Source organism: Stenotrophomonas sp. GD03958 (assembly GCF_029839005.1).
GTDB lineage: Bacteria > Pseudomonadota > Gammaproteobacteria > Xanthomonadales > Xanthomonadaceae > Stenotrophomonas > Stenotrophomonas hibiscicola.
In genome coordinates, this window is sequence record NZ_JAOBZT010000063.1 from 1 (window position 1) to 25,483 (window position 25,483).

Annotated in this window: 24 protein-coding genes; 16 read left to right on the forward strand and 8 right to left on the reverse strand. The window is 66.5% G+C overall.

The window, feature by feature from the left end:
• Positions 1–1,157 (reverse strand): pyridoxal phosphate-dependent aminotransferase (locus N5C25_RS16115; protein WP_279937278.1); only part of this gene is annotated, 1,157 nt, incomplete at its 3' end.
• A 205-nt stretch (positions 1,158–1,362) separates the two neighbouring features.
• Between N5C25_RS16115 and N5C25_RS16120 the strand changes: the two genes are divergently transcribed.
• From N5C25_RS16120 to hslU, 8 genes are all read left to right on the forward strand, one after another.
• Positions 1,363–3,474, forward strand: a complete 2,112-nt coding sequence (locus N5C25_RS16120) for a S9 family peptidase (RefSeq protein ID WP_279937279.1) — start codon at positions 1,363–1,365, stop codon at positions 3,472–3,474.
• A gap of 54 nt (positions 3,475–3,528) precedes the next feature.
• The gene (locus tag N5C25_RS16125; protein WP_058980628.1) at positions 3,529–3,954 is read left to right on the forward strand and encodes a YbaN family protein; all 426 of its coding nucleotides are present in this window, start codon (positions 3,529–3,531) and stop codon (positions 3,952–3,954) included.
• Positions 3,955–4,036: 82 nt separating this feature from the next.
• Complete coding sequence (locus N5C25_RS16130) at positions 4,037–4,309, forward strand: lipoprotein (RefSeq protein ID WP_058980630.1); 273 nt, start codon at positions 4,037–4,039, stop codon at positions 4,307–4,309.
• On the forward strand, positions 4,302–5,153 hold the full coding sequence (gene dapF, locus N5C25_RS16135) for a diaminopimelate epimerase (protein ID WP_279937280.1): 852 nt from the start codon (positions 4,302–4,304) through the stop codon (positions 5,151–5,153). The genes N5C25_RS16130 and dapF overlap by 8 nt, the downstream gene beginning before the upstream one ends.
• Positions 5,150–5,824, forward strand: coding sequence for a DUF484 family protein (locus N5C25_RS16140; protein ID WP_058980634.1), 675 nt, complete (start codon positions 5,150–5,152; stop codon positions 5,822–5,824). Before dapF ends, N5C25_RS16140 begins: the two co-directional genes overlap by 4 nt.
• Positions 5,825–5,840: 16 nt before the next feature.
• Positions 5,841–6,737, forward strand: a complete 897-nt coding sequence (gene xerC / locus N5C25_RS16145) for a tyrosine recombinase XerC (RefSeq protein WP_279937281.1) — start codon at positions 5,841–5,843, stop codon at positions 6,735–6,737.
• A gap of 85 nt (positions 6,738–6,822) precedes the next feature.
• Complete coding sequence (hslV, locus tag N5C25_RS16150) at positions 6,823–7,374, forward strand: ATP-dependent protease subunit HslV (protein WP_005411093.1); 552 nt, start codon at positions 6,823–6,825, stop codon at positions 7,372–7,374.
• Positions 7,375–7,468: 94 nt separating this feature from the next.
• The gene (gene hslU / locus N5C25_RS16155) at positions 7,469–8,842 is read left to right on the forward strand and encodes an ATP-dependent protease ATPase subunit HslU (RefSeq protein ID WP_026347094.1); all 1,374 of its coding nucleotides are present in this window, start codon (positions 7,469–7,471) and stop codon (positions 8,840–8,842) included.
• A gap of 96 nt (positions 8,843–8,938) precedes the next feature.
• On the opposite strand, the gene N5C25_RS16160 is transcribed toward hslU, so the two are convergent.
• Complete coding sequence (locus N5C25_RS16160) at positions 8,939–9,931, reverse strand: Gfo/Idh/MocA family oxidoreductase (protein WP_058980639.1); 993 nt, start codon at positions 9,929–9,931, stop codon at positions 8,939–8,941.
• 46 nt (positions 9,932–9,977) lie between these two features.
• Positions 9,978–10,637: an efflux transporter SmeDEF transcriptional repressor SmeT gene (gene smeT / locus N5C25_RS16165; RefSeq protein WP_019660698.1), complete on the reverse strand. Its 660-nt coding sequence runs from the start codon at positions 10,635–10,637 to the stop codon at positions 9,978–9,980.
• A gap of 207 nt (positions 10,638–10,844) precedes the next feature.
• On the opposite strand from smeT, the gene smeD reads away from it, so the two are divergent.
• The 3 genes from smeD (at position 10,845) to smeF (ending at position 16,675) form a co-directional block, all read left to right on the forward strand.
• Complete coding sequence (smeD, locus tag N5C25_RS16170) at positions 10,845–12,029, forward strand: multidrug efflux RND transporter periplasmic adaptor subunit SmeD (RefSeq protein WP_058980641.1); 1,185 nt, start codon at positions 10,845–10,847, stop codon at positions 12,027–12,029.
• A gap of 12 nt (positions 12,030–12,041) precedes the next feature.
• The gene (gene smeE / locus N5C25_RS16175; RefSeq protein WP_279937283.1) at positions 12,042–15,164 is read left to right on the forward strand and encodes a multidrug efflux RND transporter permease subunit SmeE; all 3,123 of its coding nucleotides are present in this window, start codon (positions 12,042–12,044) and stop codon (positions 15,162–15,164) included.
• Positions 15,165–15,274: 110 nt separating this feature from the next.
• The gene (gene smeF / locus N5C25_RS16180; protein ID WP_279937284.1) at positions 15,275–16,675 is read left to right on the forward strand and encodes a multidrug efflux RND transporter outer membrane subunit SmeF; all 1,401 of its coding nucleotides are present in this window, start codon (positions 15,275–15,277) and stop codon (positions 16,673–16,675) included.
• Positions 16,676–16,758: 83 nt separating this feature from the next.
• On the opposite strand, the gene N5C25_RS16185 is transcribed toward smeF, so the two are convergent.
• The 4 genes from N5C25_RS16185 to N5C25_RS16200 all read right to left on the reverse strand — a co-directional run bounded on the left by N5C25_RS16185 (position 16,759) and on the right by N5C25_RS16200 (position 18,571).
• Positions 16,759–17,181 carry a low affinity iron permease family protein gene (locus tag N5C25_RS16185; protein ID WP_058980648.1) on the reverse strand — a complete coding sequence of 141 codons (423 nt, stop codon included), beginning with the start codon at positions 17,179–17,181 and terminating at the stop codon, positions 16,759–16,761.
• A gap of 67 nt (positions 17,182–17,248) precedes the next feature.
• Positions 17,249–17,584 carry a hypothetical protein gene (locus N5C25_RS16190; protein ID WP_021203904.1) on the reverse strand — a complete coding sequence of 112 codons (336 nt, stop codon included), beginning with the start codon at positions 17,582–17,584 and terminating at the stop codon, positions 17,249–17,251.
• A 75-nt stretch (positions 17,585–17,659) separates the two neighbouring features.
• Complete coding sequence (locus tag N5C25_RS16195) at positions 17,660–17,920, reverse strand: hypothetical protein (protein WP_021203905.1); 261 nt, start codon at positions 17,918–17,920, stop codon at positions 17,660–17,662.
• A 198-nt stretch (positions 17,921–18,118) separates the two neighbouring features.
• On the reverse strand, positions 18,119–18,571 hold the full coding sequence (locus N5C25_RS16200) for a nucleoside deaminase (RefSeq protein ID WP_005419409.1): 453 nt from the start codon (positions 18,569–18,571) through the stop codon (positions 18,119–18,121).
• An 80-nt stretch (positions 18,572–18,651) separates the two neighbouring features.
• Between N5C25_RS16200 and ubiE the strand changes: the two genes are divergently transcribed.
• The 4 genes from ubiE (at position 18,652) to N5C25_RS16220 (ending at position 23,004) form a co-directional block, all read left to right on the forward strand.
• On the forward strand, positions 18,652–19,413 hold the full coding sequence (gene ubiE / locus N5C25_RS16205) for a bifunctional demethylmenaquinone methyltransferase/2-methoxy-6-polyprenyl-1,4-benzoquinol methylase UbiE (RefSeq protein WP_251102524.1): 762 nt from the start codon (positions 18,652–18,654) through the stop codon (positions 19,411–19,413).
• Between the two features lie 183 nt (positions 19,414–19,596).
• Positions 19,597–21,525, forward strand: coding sequence for a M1 family metallopeptidase (locus tag N5C25_RS16210; protein ID WP_058980652.1), 1,929 nt, complete (start codon positions 19,597–19,599; stop codon positions 21,523–21,525).
• 127 nt (positions 21,526–21,652) lie between these two features.
• Positions 21,653–22,384, forward strand: a complete 732-nt coding sequence (locus tag N5C25_RS16215; RefSeq protein WP_008265071.1) for a hypothetical protein — start codon at positions 21,653–21,655, stop codon at positions 22,382–22,384.
• Positions 22,372–23,004, forward strand: a complete 633-nt coding sequence (locus tag N5C25_RS16220; RefSeq protein WP_279937288.1) for an HAD family hydrolase — start codon at positions 22,372–22,374, stop codon at positions 23,002–23,004. Before N5C25_RS16215 ends, N5C25_RS16220 begins: the two co-directional genes overlap by 13 nt.
• A gap of 220 nt (positions 23,005–23,224) precedes the next feature.
• On the opposite strand, the gene N5C25_RS16225 is transcribed toward N5C25_RS16220, so the two are convergent.
• A complete protein-coding gene (locus N5C25_RS16225) occupies positions 23,225–24,163 on the reverse strand; it encodes a carbohydrate kinase family protein (RefSeq protein ID WP_019660686.1) in 939 nt (312 codons plus the stop codon).
• 283 nt (positions 24,164–24,446) lie between these two features.
• On the opposite strand from N5C25_RS16225, the gene N5C25_RS16230 reads away from it, so the two are divergent.
• On the forward strand, positions 24,447–25,483 hold a 1,037-nt coding region (locus N5C25_RS16230; protein ID WP_279937289.1), incomplete at its 3' end, for a rod shape-determining protein.

The following is a 25,483-nucleotide window of genomic DNA, read 5'->3' on the forward strand; positions in this document are numbered from 1 at the left end:
ATCCGCTCCACCGCCTCCTGCAATCGCGGCACTTCCTGGGTATAGGCCAGGCGCACGTGCTGGTTGGCACGATGGAAGCCGAAATCCAGCCCGGGCGTGAATGCCACATGCTCGGTTTCCAGGAAGTGGGCGCAGAACGCCTGCGCATCGTCGGTGAACGCGCTGACGTCTGCGTACAGGTAGAACGCGCCCTGCGGCTCGACCTCGATACGGAAGCCCAGCTCACGCAGTGCGGGCAGCAGGAAGTCGCGACGCTGGCGGAACGCTTCGCGGCGCTGTTCGAAGATCGCCATCGATTCCTCGCTGAAACAGGCGAGGGCGGCATGCTGGGCGATGCTCGAGGCGCTGATGTACAGGTTCTGCGCCAGCTTCTCCAGGTCCGGTACCGCGGCCGGCGGTGCCACCAGCCAGCCCAGCCGCCAGCCGGTCATGCCGAAATACTTGGAGAAGCTGTTCAGCACGAACGCGCTGTCATCCACCTGCAGCACGCTGGGCGCATCCAGGCCATAGGTGAGGCCGTGGTAGATCTCGTCCACCACCAGGTGGCCGCCCCGCGCGTGCAGGGCCTGCGACAGTGCGGCCAGATCGTCGGCGGAAAGCACGGTGCCGGTCGGGTTGGCCGGTGAGGCGACCAGCGCGCCGACGCTGTCGGCATTCCAGTGCTGTTCCACCAGTGACGGGGTCAGCTGGTAGGCGGTCTCCGGCCCGACCGGTACCAGTTGCGCACCGCCTTCCACCAGGCGCAGGAAGTGGCGGTTGCACGGATAGCCGGGGTCCGCCAGCAGCCAGTGGCGGCCGGGATCGACCAGCAGGCTGCTGGCCAGCAGCAGCGCACCGGACCCACCCGGTGTGACCAGGATGCGTTCAGGGTCGATATCCAGCCCGTAATGGCTGCGATAGAAGCCGCTGATGGCCTCACGCAGAGCCGGCAGGCCACGTGCGGCGGTGTAGCGGGTATGACCGGCGGCCAATGCGGCCTGGCCGGCGCGCACGACAGGTTCGGCGGTGGTGAAGTCCGGTTCGCCGATTTCCAGGTGGATCACATCGTGGCCGGCCTGCTCCAGCGCCTGTGCGCGGGCCAGCAGGGACATCACGTGGAATGGAGCGATTTCATGGCTGCGCCGGCTGTAGCCCGGCGTGTGGGGCAGGGTGTTCATGTGCCCATGGTACGCCGCGCGTCTGGGTCATGCGTTCTGGTAGTGCCGGCCGCCGGCCGGCATTCCGACCGTCTCCGGGTTCGTGAGGTTGCCGGCCAGCGGCCGGCACTCCCCATGACGATCCGCAGGGTTGCCCGCAGCCCTCCTGCAACCCAGACTCGGGCACAAGGACGCCATTGCATTGCAGTTCAAGGAACCCCACTACATGAAATCCACTCTCTGCCTGTTGCTCGCCAGCCTGATGACCACTACTGCCACCGCCGCCACTCCGCCTGTTCCGCCGGATGCCGCCAGGCATCCGCATGTGGTCAAGGCGCCGTTCGGCGCGACCCGCAACGATGACTATTACTGGCTGCGCGACGACAAGCGCGAGAACAAGGACATGCTGGCCTACCTGCAGGCCGAGAATGCCTACGCGGACCAGGTGCTGGCGCCGCTCAAGCCGCTCGAAGACACCCTGTACAAGGAGATCGTCGGCCGCATCAAGCAGGACGATTCCAGCGTGCCGGCGCGTGAGCGCGGCTATTGGTACTACAGCCGCTTCGAGACCGGCCAGGACTATCCGATCCACGCGCGCCGCAAGGGCAGCATGGAGGCCGCCGAGGAGATCCTGCTGGACGTCAACGCCATGGCCGCCGGCAAGGGCTATTTCAGCGTCGGCTCGATGGAAGTGAGCCAGGACAACCAGCTGCTGGCCTGGGCCGAGGATGATGTGGGCCGCCGCCAGTACACGATCCGCTTCAAGGATCTGGCCACCGGCAAGGTGCTGCCCGATGTGATCACCGGCAGCTCCGGCGACCTGGTCTGGGCCGACGACAACCGTACCGTGCTGTATGTCGAGAACGATCCGGAAACGCTGCTCACCGTGCGCGTGAAGAAGCACGTGCTGGGCTCCCCGGCCAGCGCCGACACCGTCGTCTACGAAGAGAAGGACGACAGCTTCTACATGGGCATCGGCCGCACCCGCGACGATCGCTTCATCACCATCGGCGTGCACAGCACCGTGTCCTCGGAAGAGCGCTACGCACCGGCCAGCGACCCGACCACGTTCACCGTGCTGGCCCCTCGCCAGCGTGACGTCGAGTACGATGCCGACCACTACGACGGCCGCTGGGTGATCCGCACCAACGACGGCGCGAAGAACTTCAAGCTGGTCACCGCACCGACCGATGCCACTTCGCGTGCGCAGTGGAAGGACTGGATCGCGCATGACGATGCGGTGTTCATCGAAGGCTTCGAGCTGTTCGACAGCTACACCGCCATCGCCGAACGTTCCGAGGGCCTGGAGCGCATCCGCCTGCTGTTCAAGGATGGCCGCAGCGACTACGTGAAGGCTGATGAGCCAGCGTACTCGATGGGCCTGGGCGACAACACCGAGGCCGATACGCCCTGGCTGCGCTACGTCTACACCTCGATGACCACCCCGACCACCGTGTTCGAGCTGAACACCGCCACCGGCGAACGCCGCCAGCTGAAGGTGCAGCCGGTGATCGGCTATGACGCGTCGAAGTACGAAACCGACCGCGTCTGGATCACCGCGCGCGATGGCGTGAAGGTGCCGGTGTCGCTGGTCTACCGCAAGGGCTACCAGAAGGACGGCAAGGGCGCGCTGTTCCAGTACGCCTATGGCAGCTACGGGATGTCGATGGACCCGTACTTCAACCAGACCGCGGTAAGCCTGGTCGACCGCGGCGTGGTGTATGCCATCGCCCACATCCGCGGCGGCCAGGAAATGGGCCGCGACTGGTACGAGAACGGCAAGCTGCTGCACAAGCAGAACACCTTCAACGACTTCATCGACGTCACCCGTGGCCTGGTCGCACAGGGCTGGGCGGCGAAGGATCGCGTGGCCGCGTCCGGTGGCAGCGCCGGCGGCCTGCTGATGGGCGCGGTGGCCAACCAGGCGCCGCAGGATTACCGGGTGATGGTGGCGCAGGTGCCGTTCGTCGACGTGGTCACCACCATGCTCGACCCGACCATTCCGTTGACCACCAATGAGTACGACGAGTGGGGCAACCCGGAACAGAAACAGTATTACGACTACATGCTGTCCTACTCGCCCTATGACAACGTGAAGCAGCAGGCGTACCCGGCGCTGTACGTGGGTACCGGCCTGTGGGATTCGCAGGTGCAGTACTGGGAGCCGGCCAAGTGGGTGGCCAAGCTGCGTGACGACAACACCGGCCACTACCCGATCCTGTTCCGCACCAACATGGAAGCCGGCCACGGCGGCAAGTCGGGGCGCTTCCAGCGCTACCGCGAGCTGTCCGAGTCGTACGCGTTCGTGCTGCAGCAGCTGGGCATCGCCCAGCCGTGATCGCGACAGGGTGCCGGGCGCTGCCTGGCACCCTGAACCGGTATCCTTGCGGCCATGAGCGCGCCAGATCCTTCCGCCCCTCGCGACGCCACCACGCCTCCGCGCGTGGTGCGTTTCCGCTGGGCGTGGTGGCTGCTGGCGTATGTCAGCCTCGGCACCGGCATCGTCGGCATCTTCGTGCCGGGCCTGCCGACCACCGTATTCATCCTGATTTCGGCCTGGGCCGCCTCGCGTGGCTCCGAGCGCCTGCACAACTGGCTGCTGCAGCATCCACGCTTCGGCCCGGCCATCGCCAACTGGCAGGCACACGGGGCGGTCAGCCGCTACGGCAAGTGGATGGCCACGATCACCATGGCGGTATGCGCCGCCATTATGCTGTGGTGCGTGCCGATTGCCTGGGTGAAGTGGTTCTCGATCGGCAGCATGACCGTGGTGGCGATCTGGCTGTGGACGCGGCCGCTTCCGCCTCCCGAGGATTGAGCGCCTGCGGCAGTGCCGGCCACTGGCCGGCAACCCGATTCCCTGCACCAACCGCTCAGCCGCCAATGGCTATACTCGGGGCATGAAGATTCCCCATCGAAACGCCATCCTGATTCCGCTGGCAGCGGCCTCGCTGCTGCTCCTCGCCGCCTGCGGCAACAAGGGCCCGCTGGTACTGCCGCAGAAGCCGGTGCCGGTGGAAGAAACCGTCGAACCCGCTGCCGAGCCCGCCACCGAGGCGACCGCGGCGGAGGCCCAGGGCGCCGTTGCCCCCGCCACGACGGTCGACCCGGCTGCAACGACCACTCAGCCGGCAACCGCGCCAGCGAAGAAGGCGGGCAGCGGGGATGAGTAAGGCCAGTTCCACGGCGCTGCGCTTCAGCAAGATGCACGGCGCGGGCAATGATTTTGTAGTGATCGACCTGCGTGACGGCACCGCGCCGCCTACGCCCGAACTGGCCGCGCGCCTTGCCGACCGCCACACCGGCGTCGGCTGCGATCAGATCCTGACCATCGAAGCGCCGCGTGCGGAAGGCTCGGTGGCCTCGTACCGCATCTGGAATGCCGACGGTTCCAATTCCGAGCAGTGCGGCAATGGCGCGCGCTGCATCGCGGCGTGGCTGGTGCGCCAAGGGAGTGCGCAGGGCGATGCGTTCGTCATCGACAGCCCGCTGGCCAGCCATGAAGTGAAGGTGCTCGGTGACGGACAGTTCGCCGTAACCATGGGCGTGCCTGCCTTCGAGCCGGCCAACGTGCCGCTGATGGGCTTCGCCCACGCGCGCGAGGAATACCTGCTGCCGCTGCAGGGCGAAAGCGTGCGCTTCGCCGCAGTGTCGATGGGCAACCCGCATGCGGTGATCGAAGTCGGCCTGATCGATGCTGCGCCGGTCGAGCGCGTCGGTGCGCTGCTGCAGCAGCATGCCTCGTTCCCGCGCTCGGTGAACGTGGGCTTCGCCCAGGTGATGGGCCCGGCGCACGCCCGCCTGCGCGTGTTCGAGCGCGGCGTCGGCGAAACCCTGGCCTGTGGCAGTGGCGCCTGCGCCGCTGCGGTGACCCTGATGCAGCGCGGCCGCCTGCAGCGCGATGCCCGCATCAGCCTGCCCGGTGGTGACCTGCGCATCCAGTGGCCGGGCGATGGCCAGCCTGTGATGATGGCCGGCCCGACCGCATTCGTCTTCGAAGGGGAGTGGATGGCATGAGCGAAACCGTCGACAAGCTCGGGGCCCACGAAGTCGCTGCCTGGTTGCGGCGTCATCCGGGCTTCCTCAAGCAGTTCCCGGACCTGGCCCTGACCCTGGTGGTGCCGCGCGATGACGGCCCGACCGCATCGCTGGCCAGCTACCAGCTGGAAGTGCTGCGCGAGAAGAACCGCGAGCTGGCGCGACGGTTGGCCGACCTGGGCGCGACCGCCCAGGTCAACGAGCGGCTGGCGGTGCGCACGCACCAGCTGACCCTGGCACTGATGAAGCAGGACAATGCGGCCGACACTCTGCGTGCGATGGCCGCTTCGTTGCAGGAAGACTTCGCCGGCGACCTGGTGCGGCTGGTGGTGCATGCGCCGGTGGCCGGGCTGGAACAGGCCGACTGGCTGCAGGTGATCGCCGCCGATGATCCGCAACTGGGCCCGTTCCGCGACTGCCTGAAGGACGGCGAGCCGATCTGCGGCCGCCTGCAGCCGGAGAAGAACGCCGTGCTGTACGGCGCGCGCAGCGAGGAGGTGCAGACCACCGCGCTGCTGCCGCTGCCGGGGGTTGGCCTGATCGCGGTCGGCAGCCATGATCCGAACCGTTTCTACCCGGGCATGGGCACGTTGTTCCTGCGCATGATGGGCGATGCCCTGGCCACTGGCCTGAAGCGCTTCGCGGGCTGAGCAGGGCACGACGGCGATGAGCGCGGTACAGGCGTTCCTGCAGCATCTGCAGGTGGAGCGGCGGATGTCGGCGCACACACTCGACGCCTACCGCCGCGACCTGGACGCACTGTCGGCGTGGGCCGAGCCGCGTGGCGTAGCCGTGGAGGCACTCGATGCCGATGCGTTGCGCCAGTTCGTGGCCGACGAGCATCGCCGCGGCCTGTCGGCCAAGAGCCTGCAGCGCCGCCTGTCGGCCTGCCGCAGCTTCTATGCCTGGCTGCTCAAGCACGGCCGCATCGAGGTCAGCCCTGCAGCGACGCTGAAGGCACCGCGCGCACCGCGCCGGTTGCCGCAGGTGCTCGATGCCGACGAAGCCGTACAGCTGGTCGAGCTTGAACCGGAAGGTGAACTCGGTCGACGTGATCGCGCGCTGCTGGAGCTGTTCTACTCCTCGGGCCTGCGCCTGAGCGAAGTCTGCGCACTGACCTGGCGCGACCTGGATTTCGCCAGCGGCCTGGTCAACGTGCTGGGCAAGGGCAACCGCCAGCGCCGGGTGCCGTTCGGCAGGCCCGCACGCGAAGCGCTGCAGGCGTGGCGTGCCGAAAGTGGTGGCGGCCCGGCATCGCCGGTATTTCCTGGCCGCAACGGGCCGATCAGCCAGCGCGCGGTGCAGATCCGCATCCGCCAGCTGGCGCAGCGCCAGGGCCTGTTCAAGCATGTGCATCCGCACATGCTGCGGCACAGTTTCGCCAGCCATATCCTCGAATCGTCCGGCGACCTGCGCGGTGTGCAGGAGCTGCTGGGCCATGCCGACATCGCCACCACGCAGATCTATACCCACCTCGATTTCCAGCACCTGGCCAAGGTCTACGACGCCGCGCATCCGCGCGCGAAGCGCCGAGGCAGCAGCGAGGGCAGCGGAGAAAGCTGAACGTTGCCCCTGCGGTGGCCGGTCGCGGGTGGCTTGAAGGGCGCAGCGCAGTCCCCACCTCTGGTTCTGTCACCCCGGAGGCATCATGGACCCCAGTCAGAACCCCAACGTTTTCCACGCCACCACCATCGTCTGCGTCCGTCGCGGCGAGCACGTGGCCATTGCCGGCGACGGTCAGGTCACGCTGGGCCACACCGTGATGAAGGGCAACGCGCGCAAGGTGCGCCGCCTTGGCCGCGACGGCCAGGTGCTGGCCGGTTTCGCCGGTGCCGCCGCCGATGCCTTCACCCTGTTCGAGCTGTTCGAGGCCAAGCTGGAAAAGCACGGCCAGCTGCAGCGCGCCGCGGTCGAGCTGGCCAAGGATTGGCGCACCGAGCGCCGCCTCGGAAAGCTTGAAGCCCTGTTGGCCGTGGCTGACAAGGAAACCTCGCTGATCATCAGCGGCACCGGCGATGTGATCGAACCGGAGGACGGCATCATCGCCATCGGCTCCGGTGGCTCGTATGCACTTTCGGCCGCGCGCGCGCTGATGGCACATACCGAACTGGATGCGCGCACGATTGCCAGTGAAGCGATCGGCATCGCCGGCGACATCTGCATCTACACCAACCGCAACGTGGTGGTCGAGGAGCTGTGACCGCTCTTCTGTAGTGCCGAGCCATGCTCGGCAGGGCTGCCCGTCAGCCGAGCATGGCTCGGCTCTACATGCATCTGAATCCGTGAGCACATCCATGTCGAAGATCGAAGTATCCTCCGCCACCATGACCCCGCGCGAGATCGTGCAGGAACTGGACCGGCATATCGTGGGCCAGCACGACGCCAAGCGTGCCGTGGCCATCGCCCTGCGCAACCGCTGGCGCCGCATGCAGCTGGCGCCGGAGCTTCGCAATGAAGTGATGCCCAAGAACATCCTGATGATCGGCCCGACCGGCGTCGGCAAGACCGAGATCGCGCGCCGCCTGGCTACGTTGGCCAACGCGCCGTTCGTGAAGGTCGAAGCCACGCGCTTCACCGAAGTGGGCTACGTCGGCAAGGACGTCGAGCAGATCATCCGCGACCTGGCCGACACCGCGGTCAAGCTGTATCGCGAACAGGCCAAGGTGCGCGTGCGTACCCAGGCCGAAGAACGCGCCGAAGACCGCATCCTCGATGCGCTGCTGCCGCGTCGTAGCGGCGGCATCGGTTTCGATCCTGAAGTCGCCCGCAACGAACCGTCGGCGCAGGACAACGAGACCCGCATCAAGTTCCGCAAGATGCTGCGCAACGGTGAGCTGGACGAGCGTGAGATCGAGCTCGACCTGGCGGCCAATGTCAGCATGGACATCATGACCCCGCCGGGCATGGAGGAAATGGGCCAGCAGCTGAAGTCGATGTTCGCCAACCTGGGTGGCGGCGCGAAGGCGCACAAGCGCACGCTGACCATCAAGGCCGCGCGTCCGCTGCTGATCGAGGAAGAGGCCGGCAAGCTGGTCAACGAGGACGATATCCGCACTGCGGCGATCGAGGCCTGCGAGCAGCACGGCATCGTCTTCATCGACGAGATCGACAAGGTTGCCAAGCGCGGCGACAACGTGGGCGGTGGCGATGTCTCCCGCGAAGGCGTGCAGCGCGACCTGCTGCCGCTGGTGGAAGGCTCCAACGTGTCCACCAAGTACGGCACGATCAAGACCGACCACATCCTGTTCATCGCGTCGGGCGCGTTCCACCTGGCCAAGCCCAGCGACCTGATTCCGGAGCTGCAGGGCCGTTTCCCGATCCGCGTTGAGCTGGGCGCGTTGAGCAAGGGCGACTTCGTGCGCATCCTGACCGAACCGAAGGCCGCGCTGACCAAGCAGTACGAAGCACTGCTGGCCACCGAAGGCGTCAAGGTCAGTTTCACTGCCGATGCCATCGAGCGCCTGGCCGAGATCGCGTTCCAGGTGAACGAGCGCCAGGAAAACATCGGCGCGCGCCGCCTGCATACGGTGCTGGAGCGCCTGCTGGATTCGCTCAGCTACGAGGCACCGGACCGCGATGGCGAAACCCTGGCCATCGACAGCGCCTACGTCGATGCACACCTGGGTGAGCTGGTGCAGGACCCGGACCTGAGCCGCTACATCCTGTAATGCGCATCGAGGTCGGATCCTTCGCCGTGGCGAGGGCCCTGACTCCATCCGCTGCAACAGAAAAGGCCGCCGCAGGGCGGCCTTTTGCGTTGGCGCTCAGCGCGATTGCCGGGCGCGGTAGGCCTGCAGTACCTGGTCGATCACTGCACTGGTGCGGGCGGCGCTGATGCCGTTCGAGGGCGAGTGCCCGTGGCCGCGCAGTTCGTCCACGACGGAGGCGATCAACGGCTGCTGGACCGATGGCGGGTTCGGGATATCGAATGCCTGCACGCCCGCTTCGGTCTCCAGCACCACCGGAACGTCCTCGAAGGTGGCAAAGCGCAGCTGCCCCAGGTCGCCGGTAATCTCGACCTCGTCCTGTCGGCGGAACGCGCAGAAACTCCATTGCGCGACGCCATGCGCCCCCGCCCCGGTGCGGAAGCACATCGAGACGCTGTCCTCGGCGGCGTAGGCGCCGGTCAACGAACTGGCCAGGCCGCGCACGTCGCTCAGGGGCTCCAGCAGATGGTCGAGCAGGTCCAGCGTGTGTGAGCCCAGGTCGACGAACAGCCCGCCGCCGGCGATGGCGGGGTTGGTTCGCCAGAAGTCCGGCGATGCGGCAGCCGCCGAATGTGGCCGATGCAGGGTGGCGCGCACGCTGCGCGGCGTACCGATCGCGCCGCTGTCCAGCAGCTGCTTCACCTGTGCGAAGCGGGGCAGGGCACGGCGGTAGTAGGCCACGAACACGGGCACGCCGCTGCGGGCGCTGGCCGCGATGATGCGCTGGCACTCGTCGTGGTCCATGGCCATCGGCTTTTCGATGTAGACCGGCTTGCCTGCAGCAATCGCCTGCAATGCGTAGTGCATGTGCGTGGAGGGCGGTGTTGCAACGTAGACCGCGTTCACCTCCGGATCGGCGATGAGTGCATCGGCGTCCGCGTACCAGCGCGGAATCGCGTGGCGGCGTGCATAGTCTTCGGCCAATGCGGCATTGCGGCGCATGACCGCCACTACCCGTGAGCCCGGCGTGTTGGCCAGGGCCGGCCCGCTCTTCTTCTCGGTGACGCTGCCACACCCGATGAAGCCCCACACCACGTTGTCCAGGATCATCGATCTGCCCTTGCAGGGGGTGCCGCAGTGATGGGAGCAGCCTCGTTCACGCCTCGGGCAGCGGCTCGGGGACGGTGCCGGGAACGAACACACCATCCTTCACGTAGGCGGCCAGGGTCATGTCCAGCGCGAGCATGCCATCGCGCTTGAGGTCCATCAGTTCCGGTTCGACCATCGCGCCGTGCAGCACGCCCAGCACGGTGGCGTGCAGCATGCGTGCGGCGATCTTCGGGTCGGCGCCCTCGCGCAGCTGGCCCAGGTCCTTGGCGCGGCGCAGGGCACGCTCCATCCGGTCCAGCGCATCGCGGAAGCCGGCCTGCTGCATTTCGGTCAGGACCCTGGTGTCGGCCGACGCATCGCTGCGCAGCATGATTTCCATGGTCTTGCGCAGGCGCTCGTCCTCGGACAGCTCGATGAACGAGTGGATCATCACCGCGCGCAGGTCGTGCACCGGCGTGTCGCGCTGGTCGGTGGAGGTGCGCTCCAGTTCCTGCATGAAGGGCAGGTGCACCCGCTCGACGATCGCGGCCAGCACCTCGCTCTTGTTCTTGAAGTGCCAGTACACCGCGCCACGGGTATAGCCGGCGCGGGCGCCGATCATCTCCAGCGTGGTACGGGCCACGCCGTGTTCATGGAAGCAGGCTTCGGCGGCGTCAAGGATGCCTTCCCGGGTTGCCTGGGTGTCCTCTTTGGTCTTGCGGGCCATGGGTAGGTACGAGTGCGGGTGAAACGTGGCTGAATTGTACCGGTTTACAAACAAACAAGCATGTATGTATATTTCGCTCCCATCATTCCCGTCGTGTGCGTGGCAGGCCGGTCCGGCTCCCACTCCCCGCTGGTGCGCGTTGCCTGCTGGCGCTTTCGGCCTGTATCAGCGCGATTTGAGATTCCTTCCCCTAAGAGCCTTTCCGTCATGTTGCTGAGCCGAATCCGACCCTTTGCACTGTCGCTGGCGATCGCCGCAGCCGTGGCTGCCTGCGGCGGCCAACCCCAGGCCCCCGAGCAGGGCCCGGGTGACGTCACCGTGGTCACGCTGAAGTCCGAAACCGTGGGCCTGACCCGCGAACTGCCGGGCCGTACCAACGCCTTCCTGGTCGCCGAAGTGCGCCCGCAGGTCAACGGCATCGTTGCCAAGCGCCTGTTCACCGAAGGCGGCATGGTCAAGGCCGGCGAGCCGCTGTACCAGATCGAGGACGCCAGCTACCGCGCCCAGGCCAACAGCGCCCGCGCCCAGCTGGCCCGCGCCGAAGCCACGGCCAACGCCGCGCGCCTGAGCGCCAAGCGCATCACCGAGCTGGCCAAGGTCGACGCGGTCAGCCAGCAGGACCTGGAAAACGCCGTGGCCGCGCAGAAGCAGGCCGAGGCCGATGTCGGTGCCGCCAGGGCCTCGCTGGACGCGGCCAACGTCACCCTCGGCTATGCCCGCATCACCGCGCCGATCAGCGGCCGCATCGGCAAGTCCAGCGTTACCCAGGGTGCGCTGGTCAGCGCCGGCCAGGCCAATGCACTGGCTACCGTGCAGCAGCTGGATCCGATCTATGTCGACCTGACCCAGTCCTCGGCCGAGCTGCTGCAGCTGCGCCGCGAACTGGCTGCCGGCCGCCTGCAGGACAACCAGACCCTGCCGGTCAGCATCCTGATGGAAGACGGCAGCACCTTCGAGCACAAGGGCACGCTGGAGTTCTCCGAAGTCAGCGTCGATCCGGCCACCGGCAGCTTCGGCCTGCGCGTGAAGGTGGACAACCCGGACGGCCTGCTGATGCCGGGCATGTACGTGCGTGCGGTGATCGGCGGCGGCGTGCGCAGCGATGCGGTGCTGGTGCCGATGCAGGGCATCGCCCGCGATCCGAAGGGCGACACCACCGCGATGGTGGTCGGCAAGGACAACAAGGTCGAAGTACGCCCGGTCAAGGTCAGCCGCACGGTCGGCGACAAGTGGCTGGTCGAGGAGGGTCTGAAGGCCGGTGACAAGGTCATCGTCGAAGGCCTGCAGAAGATCGGCCCCGGCATGCCGGTCAAGGCCACCGAGAAGGGCGCTGCTCCGGCCAAGCCGGCGGCCGTCGCCCAGCCTGCCGCCCCGGCCGGCCACGCGAAGTAAGCGGAGAACCCCATGGCACGCTTTTTCATCGATCGACCCATCTTCGCGTGGGTGATCGCCATCATCATCATGCTCGCCGGCGGCCTGGCCCTGTTCAAGCTGCCGGTCTCGATGTACCCCAACGTCGCGCCGCCAGCGGTGGAAATCAGCGCCACCTACCCGGGTGCATCGGCCAAGGTGGTCGAGGACTCGGTGACGCAGATCATCGAGCAGAACATGAAGGGCCTCGATGGCCTGATCTACTTCTCCTCCAACAGCTCGTCCAACGGCCAGGCCACCATCACCCTGACCTTCGAGAGCGGCACCAACCCGGACATCGCCCAGGTGCAGGTGCAGAACAAGCTGCAGCTGGCCATGCCGCTGCTGCCGCAGGAAGTGCAGCGGCAGGGCATCAACGTGGCCAAGTCCAGCTCGGGCTTCCTGAACGTCATCGCGTTCGTGTCCGAGAACGGCAGCATGGACGCCAACGACATCGCCGACTACGTCGGTTCCAATGTCGTCGACCGCCTCAGCCGTGTGCCGGGCGTGGGCAACATCCAGGTATTCGGTGGCAAGTACGCCATGCGCATCTGGCTGGATCCGAACAAGCTGCATACCTATGGCCTGTCCGTCGCGGAAGTGACTGCGGCGATCAAGGCACAGAATGCCCAGGTGGCGATCGGCCAGCTCGGCGGTGCGCCGTCGGTGAAGGGCCAGCAGCTCAACGCCACCATCAACGCGCAGTCGCGCCTGCAGACCCCGGAACAGTTCCGCAACATCATCGTGCGCGGCGCGCAGGACGGTGCCGAGCTGCGCCTGGGTGATGTCGCCCGCGTCGAACTGGGTGCTGAGTCCTACGACTTCGTCACCCGCTACAACGGCCAGCCGGCCAGCGGCCTGGCGGTCACCCTGGCCACCGGCGCCAACGCGCTGGATACTGCGGCCGGCGTGGACGCTGCGCTGGAAGACATGAAGAGCTTCTTCCCGGCAGGGCTGAAGGCCGAGATCCCGTACGACACCACCCCGTTCGTGCGCGTGTCGATCAAGGGCGTGGTGCAGACCCTGATCGAAGCGATCGTGCTGGTGTTCGTGGTGATGTACCTGTTCCTGCAGAACTTCCGCGCCACCCTGATCCCGACCATCGCCGTGCCGGTGGTGCTGCTGGGTACCTTCGGCGTGCTGGCGATGCTGGGCTTCTCGGTGAACATGCTGACCATGTTCGCGATGGTGCTGGCGATCGGTCTGCTGGTGGACGATGCCATCGTGGTGGTGGAGAACGTCGAGCGCATCATGTCCGAGGAAGGACTGTCGCCGCTTGAAGCGACCCGCAAGTCGATGGGCCAGATCACCGGTGCGCTGGTGGGTATCGGCCTGGTGCTGTCGGCGGTGTTCGTGCCGATGGCCTTCATGAGCGGATCCACCGGCGTGATCTACCGGCAGTTCTCGGCCACGATTGTCTCTGCAATGGCGTTGTCGGTGCTGGTGGCGATCGTGCTGACCCCGGCACTGTGCGCGACCATGCTCAAGCCGCTGAAGAAGGGTGAGCATCATGTTGCCCACCGCGGCCTGGCCGGTCGCTTCTTCAACTGTTTCAACCGTGGCTTCGACCGCACCAGCGAAAGTTACCAGCGTGGTGTGCGCGGCATCATCCATCGTCCGTGGCGCTTCATGGGCATCGTGGCGGCACTGTTCGTGCTGATGGGCGTGCTGTTCGTGCGCCTGCCCAGCTCGTTCCTGCCCAACGAAGACCAGGGCGTGCTGATGGCGCTGGTGCAGGCCCCGGTCGGCGCCACCCAGGAGCGCACGCTGGAATCGATCGCGGCATTGGAGAACCACTTCCTGCAGAACGAGAAGGATGCGGTGGATTCGGTGTTCTCCGTGCAGGGCTTCAGCTTCGCCGGCATGGGCCAGAACGCCGGCATGGCGTTCGTCAAGCTGAAGGACTGGAGCGAGCGTGACGCCAACAATGGCGTGATGCCGATCACCGGTCGTGCGATGGCTGCCCTGGGCCAGATCAAGGATGCCTTCATCTTTGCCTTCCCGCCGCCGGCCATTCCGGAACTGGGGACTGCCTCGGGCTATACCTTCTTCCTGAAGGACAACAGCGGCCAGGGCCACGAGGCACTGGTCGCCGCACGCAACCAGCTGCTCGGCCTGGCCGCCGGCAGCAAGAAGCTGGCCAACGTGCGCCCGAACGGCCAGGAGGACACGCCGCAGTTCCGCATCGACATCGACGCGGCCAAGGCGACCTCGCTGGGGCTGTCGATCGACCAGATCAACGGCACGCTGGCCGCCGCGTGGGGCAGCTCGTACATCGATGACTTCGTCGATCGTGGCCGCGTCAAGCGCGTGTTCGTGCAGGCCGACCAGGCGTTCCGCATGGTCCCGGAGGACTTCGATCTCTGGTCCGTGAAGAACGACAAGGGCGAGATGGTGCCGTTCAGCGCCTTCGCTACCAAGCACTGGGATTACGGTTCGCCGCGCCTGGAACGCTACAACGGTGTGTCGGCGATGGAGATCCAGGGCGAACCGGCCCCGGGTGTCGCCTCCGGCGATGCCATGGCCGAGATCGAGCAGCTGGCCAAGCAGCTTCCGGCGGGCTTCGGCATTGAGTGGACGGCGATGTCCTACCAGGAACGCCAGGCCGGCTCGCAGACGCCACTGCTGTACACGCTGTCGCTGATGATCGTGTTCCTGTGCCTGGCCGCGATGTATGAAAGCTGGAGCGTACCGACCGCGGTGCTGCTGGCGGCCCCGCTGGGTATCCTCGGCGCGGTGCTGGCCAACACCTTCAAGGGCCTGGAGCGCGATATCTATTTCCAGGTGGCGATGCTGACCACGGTGGGCCTGACCAGCAAGAACGCGATCCTGATCGTCGAGTTCGCCAAGGAAAACCTGGAAAAGGGCGCCAGCCTGATCGAGTCGATCATGCACGCCGTGCGCGACCGCCTGCGCCCGATCGTGATGACCTCGCTCGCCTTCGGCATGGGCGTGGTACCGCTGGCGATCTCCACCGGCGCCGGTTCCGGTGCCAAGCAGGCGATCGGCACCGGCGTGCTCGGCGGCATGATCGTCGGCACCGTGCTCGGCGTGTTCTTCGTGCCGCTGTTCTTCGTGGTGGTGCAGCGCGTGTTCAAGCGCAAGACCACGATGTGACCTGTAACGGTAGTGCCGGTCGCTGGCCGGCATCTGCTGATCGCTTGATGTGAATCCAACGAGGTTGCCGGCCAGCGGCCGGCACTACCTCCTGCCATCCGGCAGTACCGATGGAAGTCATTCCCATGAAAAGTGCATCCCTGTTCCTTTCCATTGCCGCTGTGCTCGCGCTCGCCGGCTGCTCCACCCTGGTGCCGAAGAACACCGCTGTCGCCCCGGCGATCCCGGCGCAGTGGCCGGCCGAGGCCGCGCAGGGCCAGGTGGCCGATGCCGCCGCCGTCGGCTGGCGCGACTTCTTCACCGATGAGCGCCTGCAGCAGGTGATCGAGCAGTCGCTGCAGAACAATCGCGACCTGCGCGTGGCCGTGCTCAACGTTGAACGCGCGCGCGGCCAGTACCGTGTGCAGCGCGCTGATCGCGTGCCCGGCGTGGCCGTGACCGGCCAGATGGACCGCCGTGGTACCGATGCCGGTGTCACCGAGCAGTTCAGCGCGGGCGTGGGTGTGGCCGAGTTCGAGCTGGACCTGGTCGGTCGCGTGCGCAACCTCAGCGAGGCGGCGCTGCAGCAGTACTTCGCCGTGGCTGCCAACCGCCGCAACGCGCAGCTGAGCCTGATTGCCGAGACCGCAACTGCGTGGCTGACGTATGGTGCCGACGCGCAGCAGCTGAAGATCGCCGAGGCCACGCTGAAGACCTACGAAGATTCGTTGCGCCTGGCCGAGGCCCGCCACGAGCGTGGCGGCAGTTCGGCACTGGAACTGACCCAGACCCGCACGCTGGTCGAGACCGCGCGCACCGATGCTGCGCGCCTGCGTGGCCAGCTGGCCCAGGACCGCAACGCGCTGGCGCTGCTGGCCGGTGGCCAGCTCGATCCGGCGCTGCTGCCGGACAGCATCGAGCCGCAGCTGCTTGCATTGGCACCGCCGCCGGCCGGCCTGCCCAGCGACGTGCTGCTGCAGCGCCCGGACATCATGGCCGCCGAACACCAGCTGCTGGCGGCCAACGCCAATATCGGTGCGGCACGCGCGGCGTTCTTCCCGAGCATCTCGCTGACCGGCAGCATCGGCAGTGGTTCGAGCGAACTGTCCAACCTGTTCGACAGCGGTACGCGCGTGTGGAGCTTCCTGCCGAAGATCACGCTGCCGATCTTCCAGGGCGGCAAGCTGCGCGCCAACCTGGCCATCGCCAACGCGGATCGTGATATCGCTCTGGCGCAGTACGAGAAGTCGATCCAGGTGGGCTTCCGCGAAACCGCCGATGCGCTGGCGTTGAATGTCAGCCTGGACGAGCAGGTGCGTTCACAGCAGCGCCTGGTGGAAGCGGCCGAACAGGCCAACCGCCTGTCGCAGGCGCGCTACGACGCGGGCCTGGACAGCTTCGTGGCCCTGCTTGATGCGCGGCGTACCGCCTACAACGCACAACAGACCAAGCTGCAGGCGCAGCTGGCGCAGCAGGCCAACCGCATCACGCTGTACAAGGTGCTTGGCGGTGGCTGGCACGAGCGCAGCTGAAGGACAGCCGGCCAGCGGTCGGCTCTACCTTGATGATCGATGGTAGTGCCGGCCGCTGGCCGGCATTGTCATTTCAGGACCTGCTACACCGCTTCATCGTCGCGCCGCGCTGCATGGCAGGCGCGCACCCGCGCGAGCGCATCGCCGGCTTCGCGCGCCATCTGCTCGTACTCGGCGCGGATCTCTTCCAGGCGTGCCTCGTCCAGTTCTTCCAGATCGAGCAGCTCGTTGTTGGCCTCGGCGGTTGCCCGGATCAGCTCGTCCAGCTTGATCTGCATCGCGGCGGTGTCCGCGTTCTGCGTGTGCTGGATCAGGAACACCATCAGGAAGGTGATGATGGTGGTGCCGGTGTTGATCACCAGCTGCCAGGTGTCGTTGAAGCCGAACACCGGGCCACTGATGCCCCAGATCACCACGATCGCCACTGCCGCCAGGAAGGTCCACGGCGAGCCCGTGGCGGCCGCGGCCTTCTTGGCGATCGTATTGAACAGATTTCGTGCTGTCATCGTCGTCGTCCCACTCAGGTGACGAGGATGATCGGCAGTGGCGCGTGGAGGCGCCGTGCAGCGGCCGTCAGGCGCGCATGCGTTGCAGTCGTGGCGCCTGCAGGCTGCGCACCGGGCTGCTCTGATAGACGTGCTGCCAGCAGAGGTCGACGAACTCGCGGGCCTGTGCTTCGCTCAGCCGCGGCATGATCTGCAGGGCGTACTGGGTCTGGAACATTTCGTCACGTTCGGCCTCGCTGGCGCGCGGCTGGGTGATCAGCGAATCACAGGCGAACTTGATCCACGGCACGTAGGAGCCGAACGAGTTGTGCGGCAGTGCGCCCTCGGCATGCTGGCGGCGCCAGTGGTCAAGCTCGGCGTCTACGTTGATGACCGGAGGAATGGTGGGGACTTCAGCGTGCATGACAATCCAGTTCGGTTGAGTGGAAAGGGAGTGGGGGTTCATCGGAGTGTGGCGTATCTGCCGGTGCATGCCGCGTCAGCGGGATGTGGAGCCGGTGTGGCGATTGCTGATCAGTTGCGCGTGCTCGACCGCCCCCATCTGCTCGGCCATGGTGGCCATCGCGTTGCACAGTCGCTCGTGATCGCGTGGCTGGCCGCGCACCAGTTCCAGCTGCAGGCCCTGGTAGGCACTCCAGAACGACGCACTGCGCCGGTGCAGCGCGAAGTGCTGCTGCAGGCGTTCGCGGATGGATTCGAGGATCGGGTCGGGCGTAGGTCGTACGGCGTGCGCGCACATGGCTGGCTCCGCCGGGGAAACGAGCCCCGGTAACCCCACCCTAGGCGTGTCAGCCGGGTGGGGTGTTACCGCAGTGTGTGCACGCAGTCCAGCTGACTGTGCGCGCGGTCACGGCAATGGCCGCAAACGCTGCCCGCACTAAGAGGTGGCGGCACTGAAGCGTTCATTAAACGGGTTCAACGGATGACGGTGTGTGGCTCATTCACCGATGTCTTCGTTCCAGATGTCCGGATGGCGGCTGATGAAATCGCCGAGCAGGTCGACGCATTCCTGGTTGTCGAGGTCGATCACGTTGACGCCGTTTTCCCGCAACCAGTCGATGCCGCCCTGGAAGGTGCGCGATTCGCCCACCACCACGGTGCCGATGTTGAACTGGCGCACCAGGCCAGAGCAGTACCAGCACGGTGCCAGGGTGGTGACCATGATCGTGTCCTGGTAACGGCGCTGGCGGCCGGCCTTGCGGAACGCATCGGTCTCGCCGTGCACCGACGGGTCGCCTTCCTGCACGCGGCGGTTGTGGCCGCAGCCAAGCAGGCGGCCGTCGTTGTGGTACAGGGCCGCGCCGATCGGCACGCCGCCCTCGGCCAGGCCTTGGCGGGCTTCGGCGATGGCGGTCTGCAGCAGGGCCTGGTAGTCGGGCGTGGTGATCATGCGGGGCTCCGGTAAGTCGTGGCCCGCCATGATACGGGCAGGGGGTGCCGCTGGCCCCCGGCGGTGCGATAATCGGGGCCATGAGCGAATCCCCCTACAAAGCCGGTACCACCCATTTCGGGTTCCGCGACGTCGCCGCCAAGGACAAGCAGAAGCTGGTCGGCCAGGTGTTCACCTCGGTCGCGCGCAACTACGACCTGATGAACGACCTGATGAGCCTGGGCGTGCACCGGGCGTGGAAGCGCTACTACGTGGCCACCGCGCAGGTGAAGCCGGGCGACCGCGTGCTCGATCTGGCGGGCGGCACCGGCGACATCGCCGCCCTGCTGAAGGAGCGCGTCGGCGCCGAGGGCTCGGTGGTGCTGGGCGACATCAACGCCGGCATGCTGTCGGTCGGCCGTGACCGCCTGACCAACCGCGGCTTGGTGCTGGGCCTGGACTACGTGCAGTGCAACGCCGAGGCCCTGCCGTTCCCGGACAACAGCTTCGACCTGGTCACCATCGCCTTCGGCCTGCGCAACGTGACGGACAAGGACGCTGGCCTGCGCGAGATGTACCGCGTGCTGAAGGTGGGCGGCCAGGCCCGCGTGCTGGAGTTCTCCGAAGTCACCGCGGACTGGTTCAAGCCGATCTACGACTTCCACTCGTTCAAGATCCTGCCGAAGCTGGGCAAGCTGTTCGCCAATGACTCGGACAGCTACCAGTACCTGGCCGAGAGCATCCGCAAGCACCCGCCGCAGGACGAACTGAAGGCGATGATGTCGCAGGCCGGCTTCGAGCGCTGCCACTACAAGAACCTGACCGGCGGCATCGTCTCGATCCACTCCGGCTACAAGCTGTAAGCCCAGTGTCCGGGTAGTGCCGGCCGCTGGCCGGCATCCCCGTGCCCGGTCATCGTCCGTGCGGATGCCGGCCAGCGGCCGGCACTACCGGTGCTGTGGGCCGCCATTACCCCGCACCGCGCAACGCCTGCGCGGCCGGAGGGAGTTACCATTGGGGTTTGATCCCCGTAACGGTCCCGATTCATGCGTAATCCGCTGATGCTCCTTCCGCTGGCCGTGGCCCTGGCCGCCGGCTGCTCCCAGGAGGCGGCCGCGCCCGCCGCCGCCCCGACTGCCGCAAAGGCCCCTGCCGCCCCCGTGAACGCCGAGAACCGCAGCCACGACGAAAGCTCGTACGCCGAGCCGGACAAGGTCGTCATCAAGGACATCGCGCTGGATCTGAAGCTCGACTTCGACCAGAAGCAGATTGGCGGTACCGCCACCTACACGCTGGAATGGAAGCAGAAGGACGCCAGGCAGCTGGTGCTCGACACCCGCGAGCTGACCGTGTCCAAGGTCGAGGCCGTCGCCGCCGATGGCGCGCGCAGCCCGCTGAAGTTCGAGCTGGCCGCCGCTGACAAGGTGTTCGGCAGCAAGCTGACCATCGAGGCCCCGGAACAGCCGGCCAAGGTGGAAGTGACCTACCACACCGCACCGACCGCCTCGGGCCTGCAGTGGCTGGCGCCGTCGATGACCGAGGGCAAGAAGCTGCCCTTCATGTTCAGCCAGTCACAGGCCATCCACGCCCGTTCGTGGGTGCCGCTGCAGGACACCCCGAGCGTGCGCTTCACCTACAGCGCGCACGTGGTCTCGCGCCCGGACGTGATGGTGCTGATGAGCGCCGACAACGATCCCAAGGCCGCGCGTGATGGTGACTACACCTTCAAGATGCCGCAGCCGATTCCGTCCTACCTGCTGGCCATCGCCGCCGGCGACCTGGTGTTCGAGCCGATCTCCGGCCGCTCCGGCGTCTGGGCCGAGCCGACCATGGTCAACAAGGCCGCCAAGGAATTCGAGGACACCGAGAAGATGATCGGTGCCGCCGAGAAGCTCTACGGCGAATACCGCTGGGGCCGCTACGACATGCTGGTGCTGCCGCCGTCGTTCCCGTTCGGTGGCATGGAGAACCCGCGTCTGACCTTCGCCACCCCGACCGTGATCGTCGGCGACAAGTCGCTGGTCTCGCTGGTCGCCCATGAACTGGCGCACAGCTGGTCGGGCAACCTGGTGACCAACGCCAGCTGGAAGGACATCTGGCTCAATGAAGGCTTCACTACCTACGTCCAGGGCCGCATCACCGAAGCCCTGTACGGCAAGGAGATGGCCGAGATGGAGAAGCAGATCGACCAGACCGACCTGCTGGCCGAAGTGAAGGACATGAGCCCGGCCGACCAGGCGCTGGCGCTGCCGCCGCTGAACGAGCGCGACCCCGACGAAGCGCTCAGCCAGGTGGCCTACGTCAAGGGTTCGTGGTTCCTGGAATTCCTGGAGCAGCGCTTCGGCCGCGAGACCTTCGATCCGTTCCTGCGCGGCTGGTTCGATGACCACGCCTTCCAGAGCGCGAACACCGACCAGTTCGTCGACTACATGAAGAAGAACCTGCTGCCGAAGAATCCGTCGGCAGTGACCGAGGCCGAACTGAAGGCATGGCTGGACGAGCCGGGTATCCCGGCGTTCGCGGCCAAGGCGCAGTCGCGCAACTTCAGCAGCGTCGATACCGCACGCATCGCCTTTGCCAGCGCCGGCACCGTGCCCAGCAGCCAGGTCATCGCCGACTGGAGCACCCAGGAATGGGTGCGCTTCATCGACGGCCTGGGCGCAACCCAGCCGCTGGACAAGCTGGCCACGCTGGACAAGGCCTTCCACTTCACCGGCACCCCGAATGGCGAAATCGCCATGCGCTGGTACCCGCTGGCGATCCGCAGCGGCTACGAGCAGGCCAATGAAGGCGCGGCGGCATTCATCGAGCGCGTCGGCCGTCGCAAGCTGATCCTGCCGATCTACGCCGAACTGGTGAAGACCCCGAAGGGGCTGGAGCTGGCCAAGCAGGCCTTCGAAAAGGCCAAGCCGGGCTACCACCCGATCACCACCGCCTCGGTCCAGGACATGCTGGCCAAGGCTGAAGCCAAGTAAGCGGTAGTGCCGGCCGCTGGCCGGCAACCGGTCACTGCTTCACCACCAACGGCGGGGAAACCCGCCGTTGGTGTATCCGCTTTTCGCTGCCGATAGAATCGGGATGCACTCGCAAAGGACCTCCGCCATGAAACGACTGATCCTGCTCACCGCCTGCACGCTGGCGCTGGCCGCCTGCAGCAACCCCGAGGAAGAACGCAAGGCGCAGGAAGCCGCCGCAGCCGCCGTGCAGGCGCAGAAGGAGGCCAAGGCCGAAGACGTGGCCAAGCAGTACGACATGGCCGTGGCCGCGCAGGACTGGGAGCGCGCGCGCCTGCACGGCGCCTCGCTGCTGGACCAGTACAAGGACACCGCGGCCGCCGAGCGCATCGCCGCAGGCTTCGACGAGGTCAAGGCCAAGGGCGATGCCGCGCGCGACCTGCGCCGCATGCAGGCACTGTGGCAGTACAACCAGATCCCGGTGGGCAACAAGGGCAACCAGGTTTCGGCGCAGATCTACAGCAAGGAACGGGTGGACGTGGATGGCAGCGGCGCCAAGCCGGTGCAGCTGGTGTTCCGCGATCATCCGGAGTGGAAGCGGCATGCGTATCTGGTGCTGCAGGCCGGCGATTTCCGTTGCCCGCAGTGCACGGTGAAAGTGACCGTGGACGACGGCAAGCCGGTGTCGATGGCCGCGTGGCGCCCGAAGACCGATGAAGCCATCGCCCTGTTCATCACCGATCAGAAGGCGCTGTGGAAGCTGGCGCGCAAGGGCAAATCGATCAGCATCGAGTTCCCGGTCAAGGCCGGTGGCACCCGCACCGCTGTGTTCGAAACCGGTGGCGTCGACGCCAGCCGCATGCCGCAGTGGTGGCAGTAAGGGTTGCGGCGGGCAGCGCAGTGCACGCGTTGTCCGCGATCCGGCACTGGGTGTTCGACCTGGATGGCACGCTGACCGTCGCCGTGCATGATTTCGCCGCGATCCGCCGCGCGCTGAAGATTGCCGCCGAGGAAGACATCCTTGACCATATTGCGGCCTTGCCGGACGCACCGGCGCAGGCCAAGCGCGCGTGGCTGCTGGATCATGAGCGCGCGCTGGCCGAGGACGCGCTGCCCGCGCCGGGCGCGGTGAAGCTGCTGCGCGCACTGTCGGCGGCGGGCTGCCGGCTGGGCATCCTGACCCGCAACGATCATGCATTGGCGAAGCTGACGCTGGAGGCGATCGGGGTCGGGGCGTTGTTCGATGACGCCGACATCATCGGCCGCGATGAGGCGGTGCCCAAGCCCTCGCCGGATGGACTGCGGCAGCATCTGCGGCGCTGGGGGACCGGGGCTGAGGAGGCGGTGATGGTCGGCGACCACGCCTATGACCTGGAGTGCGGCCGTGCCGCAGGCACGCACACCGTGCTGGTCAATCTGCCGGAGAACCCATGGCCGGGCCGGGCCGACTGGCATTTCCCCGATTGCCGCGCCTTGTTGGCTGCCTGGCAGGGCGCCTGATGATGTAGAGCCGAGCCCACGCTCGGCTGCTCTCCGGTCAGATCGCGCTGGCGCGCGCAAGCCGAGCATGGCTCGGCTCTACAGGAATCAAACAGTGTGTCGACCAAGGTCGACACCTACCAACAGCATTCCCAGCAGCGCATCGGGTGGAAAGCCCCCTTGTTGTTCAAGGGGGCGCGCCGAAGGCGCGGGGATAAGGTGGAATGCGCGAGCAATTTGGTTACGCGCTAAGCGCGTAGCCAAATTGCTGCTTGAACTGCTCGTTGAACTCATCGAAAGTGAAGCGCTGGTTCTGCGTGCCCGGGTGCTCGACCTTCAGCGCGCCCATCAGGTTGCCCATGCGGCCGATGGTCAGCCAGTCGTAGCCCTTCTGGATGCCGTAGATCAGGCCGGCGCGGAAGGCGTCGCCACAGCCGGTCGGGTCGACCACGCGGCGCTCGTGCGCCGGCGGGATGTCGTAGCTCTTTTCCGGGGTGTGGATGACCGCACCCTTCGGGCCACGGGTGGTGATGTAGGCCTTGACCCGGCTGACGATCTCCTTTTCGTCCCAGCCGGTGCGCTCCTGCAGCAGGTTCGACTCGTAGTCGTTGACCACCACGTAGTCGGCCTGATCGATGAACGCGCGCAGCTCCGGGCCGTTGAACAGCGGCATGGCCTGGCCCGGGTCGAAGATGAACGGGATGCCGTCCTCGTGGAATTCCTGCGCGTTCTGGATCATGCCTTCGCGGCCGTCCGGGCCGACCAGGCCCAGGGTCACGCCCGGCACGCCACGCACGTGGTTCTCGTAGGAACGCATCATCGCGCCCGGGTGGAAGGCGGTGATCTGGTTGTTGTCGTGATCGGTGGTGATGAACGCCTGCGGGGTGAACAGCTCATCGATCACGCGCACGCGCGACAGGTCGATGCCCAGGCCTTCGAAGTACTCGCGGTACGGGCCGAAGTCCGATCCCACCGTGCCCATCGGGATCGGCTGGCCACCTAGCAGGTGCAGGTTGTAGGCGATGTTGCCGGCGCAGCCGCCGAACTCGCGGCGCATGCGTGGGACCAGGAACGACACGTTCAGGATGTGCACCTTGTCCGGCAGGATGTGATTCTTGAACTGGTCCGGGAACACCATGATGGTGTCGAAGGCAAGAGAACCACAGATCAGAGCGGACATCGATGTAAGCCTATGCGGTGAATTTTGGGGTGGGCCGGCCCGGTTCAGCGGGCAAGCAAACGGCGCCCTTGGGCGCCCGACGGCGCAAAGGTTACCCGCTGGTGCCGCTCAGGGCCAGAACCGGGTGAGACCTGATCAGGCCGAAAGCCTGTGAAGACGCGGGTTCAGCTAGTTTTTTCCTTGCTCGGCGGCAGGCGGGTTGCTAGGCTTGTCGGCCTCGATTTCTGCCCATTTTTTCGCCATCCCGCGGCGGGCACGACACCCCTCAGGACTCCTTCCTCAGATGTTCAAGAAACTCCGTGGCATGTTCTCCAACGACCTGTCCATCGACCTGGGCACGGCCAACACCCTCATCTACGTGCGCGGGCAGGGGATCGTACTGAACGAGCCATCGGTCGTGGCCGTGCGCCAGGACCGTGCCATCGGTGGCACCCGCTCGGTGGCAGCCGTAGGCGCCGAAGCCAAGCAGATGCTGGGCCGTACCCCGGGCCACATCACCACCATCCGCCCGATGAAGGACGGCGTCATCGCCGACTTCACCTACACCGAGGCGATGCTCAAGCACTTCATCAAGAAGGTGCACAAGTCGCGCGTGCTGCGCCCGAGCCCGCGCGTGCTGGTCTGCGTGCCGGCCGGTTCGACCCAGGTCGAGCGCCGCGCGATCAAGGAATCGGCCGAGGAAGCCGGTGCCCGTGACGTGTTCCTGATCGAAGAGCCGATGGCCGCCGCGATCGGCGCCGGCATGCCGGTCACCGAAGCCCGTGGCTCGATGGTCATCGACATCGGCGGCGGCACCACCGAAGTGGCGGTGATCTCGCTCAACGGCATCGTCTATTCGGCCTCGGTCCGCATCGGCGGCGACCGCTTCGACGAGTCCATCACCAACTACGTGCGCCGCAACCACGGCATGCTGATCGGTGAAGCCACCGCCGAGCGCATCAAGGTCGAGCTGGGCTGCGCCTACCCGCAGGCGGAAGTGATCGAGATGGAAATCTCCGGCCGCAACCTCGCCGAGGGCGTGCCGAAGATGATCAAGATCAGCTCCAACGAGGTACTTGAGGCCCTGCACGAACCGCTGTCGGGCATCGTCAGCGCGGTGAAGCTGGCGCTGGAGCAGACCCCGCCGGAACTTTGCGCCGACGTCGCCGAGCGCGGCATCGTGCTGACCGGTGGCGGCGCCCTGCTGCGCGACCTGGACCGCCTGATCTCCGAGGAAACCGGCCTGCACGTGCAGGTGGCCGACGATCCGCTGACCTGCGTGGCCCGGGGCGGCGGTCGTGCGCTGGAGCTGGTGGACATGCACGGCAACGAGTTCTTTGC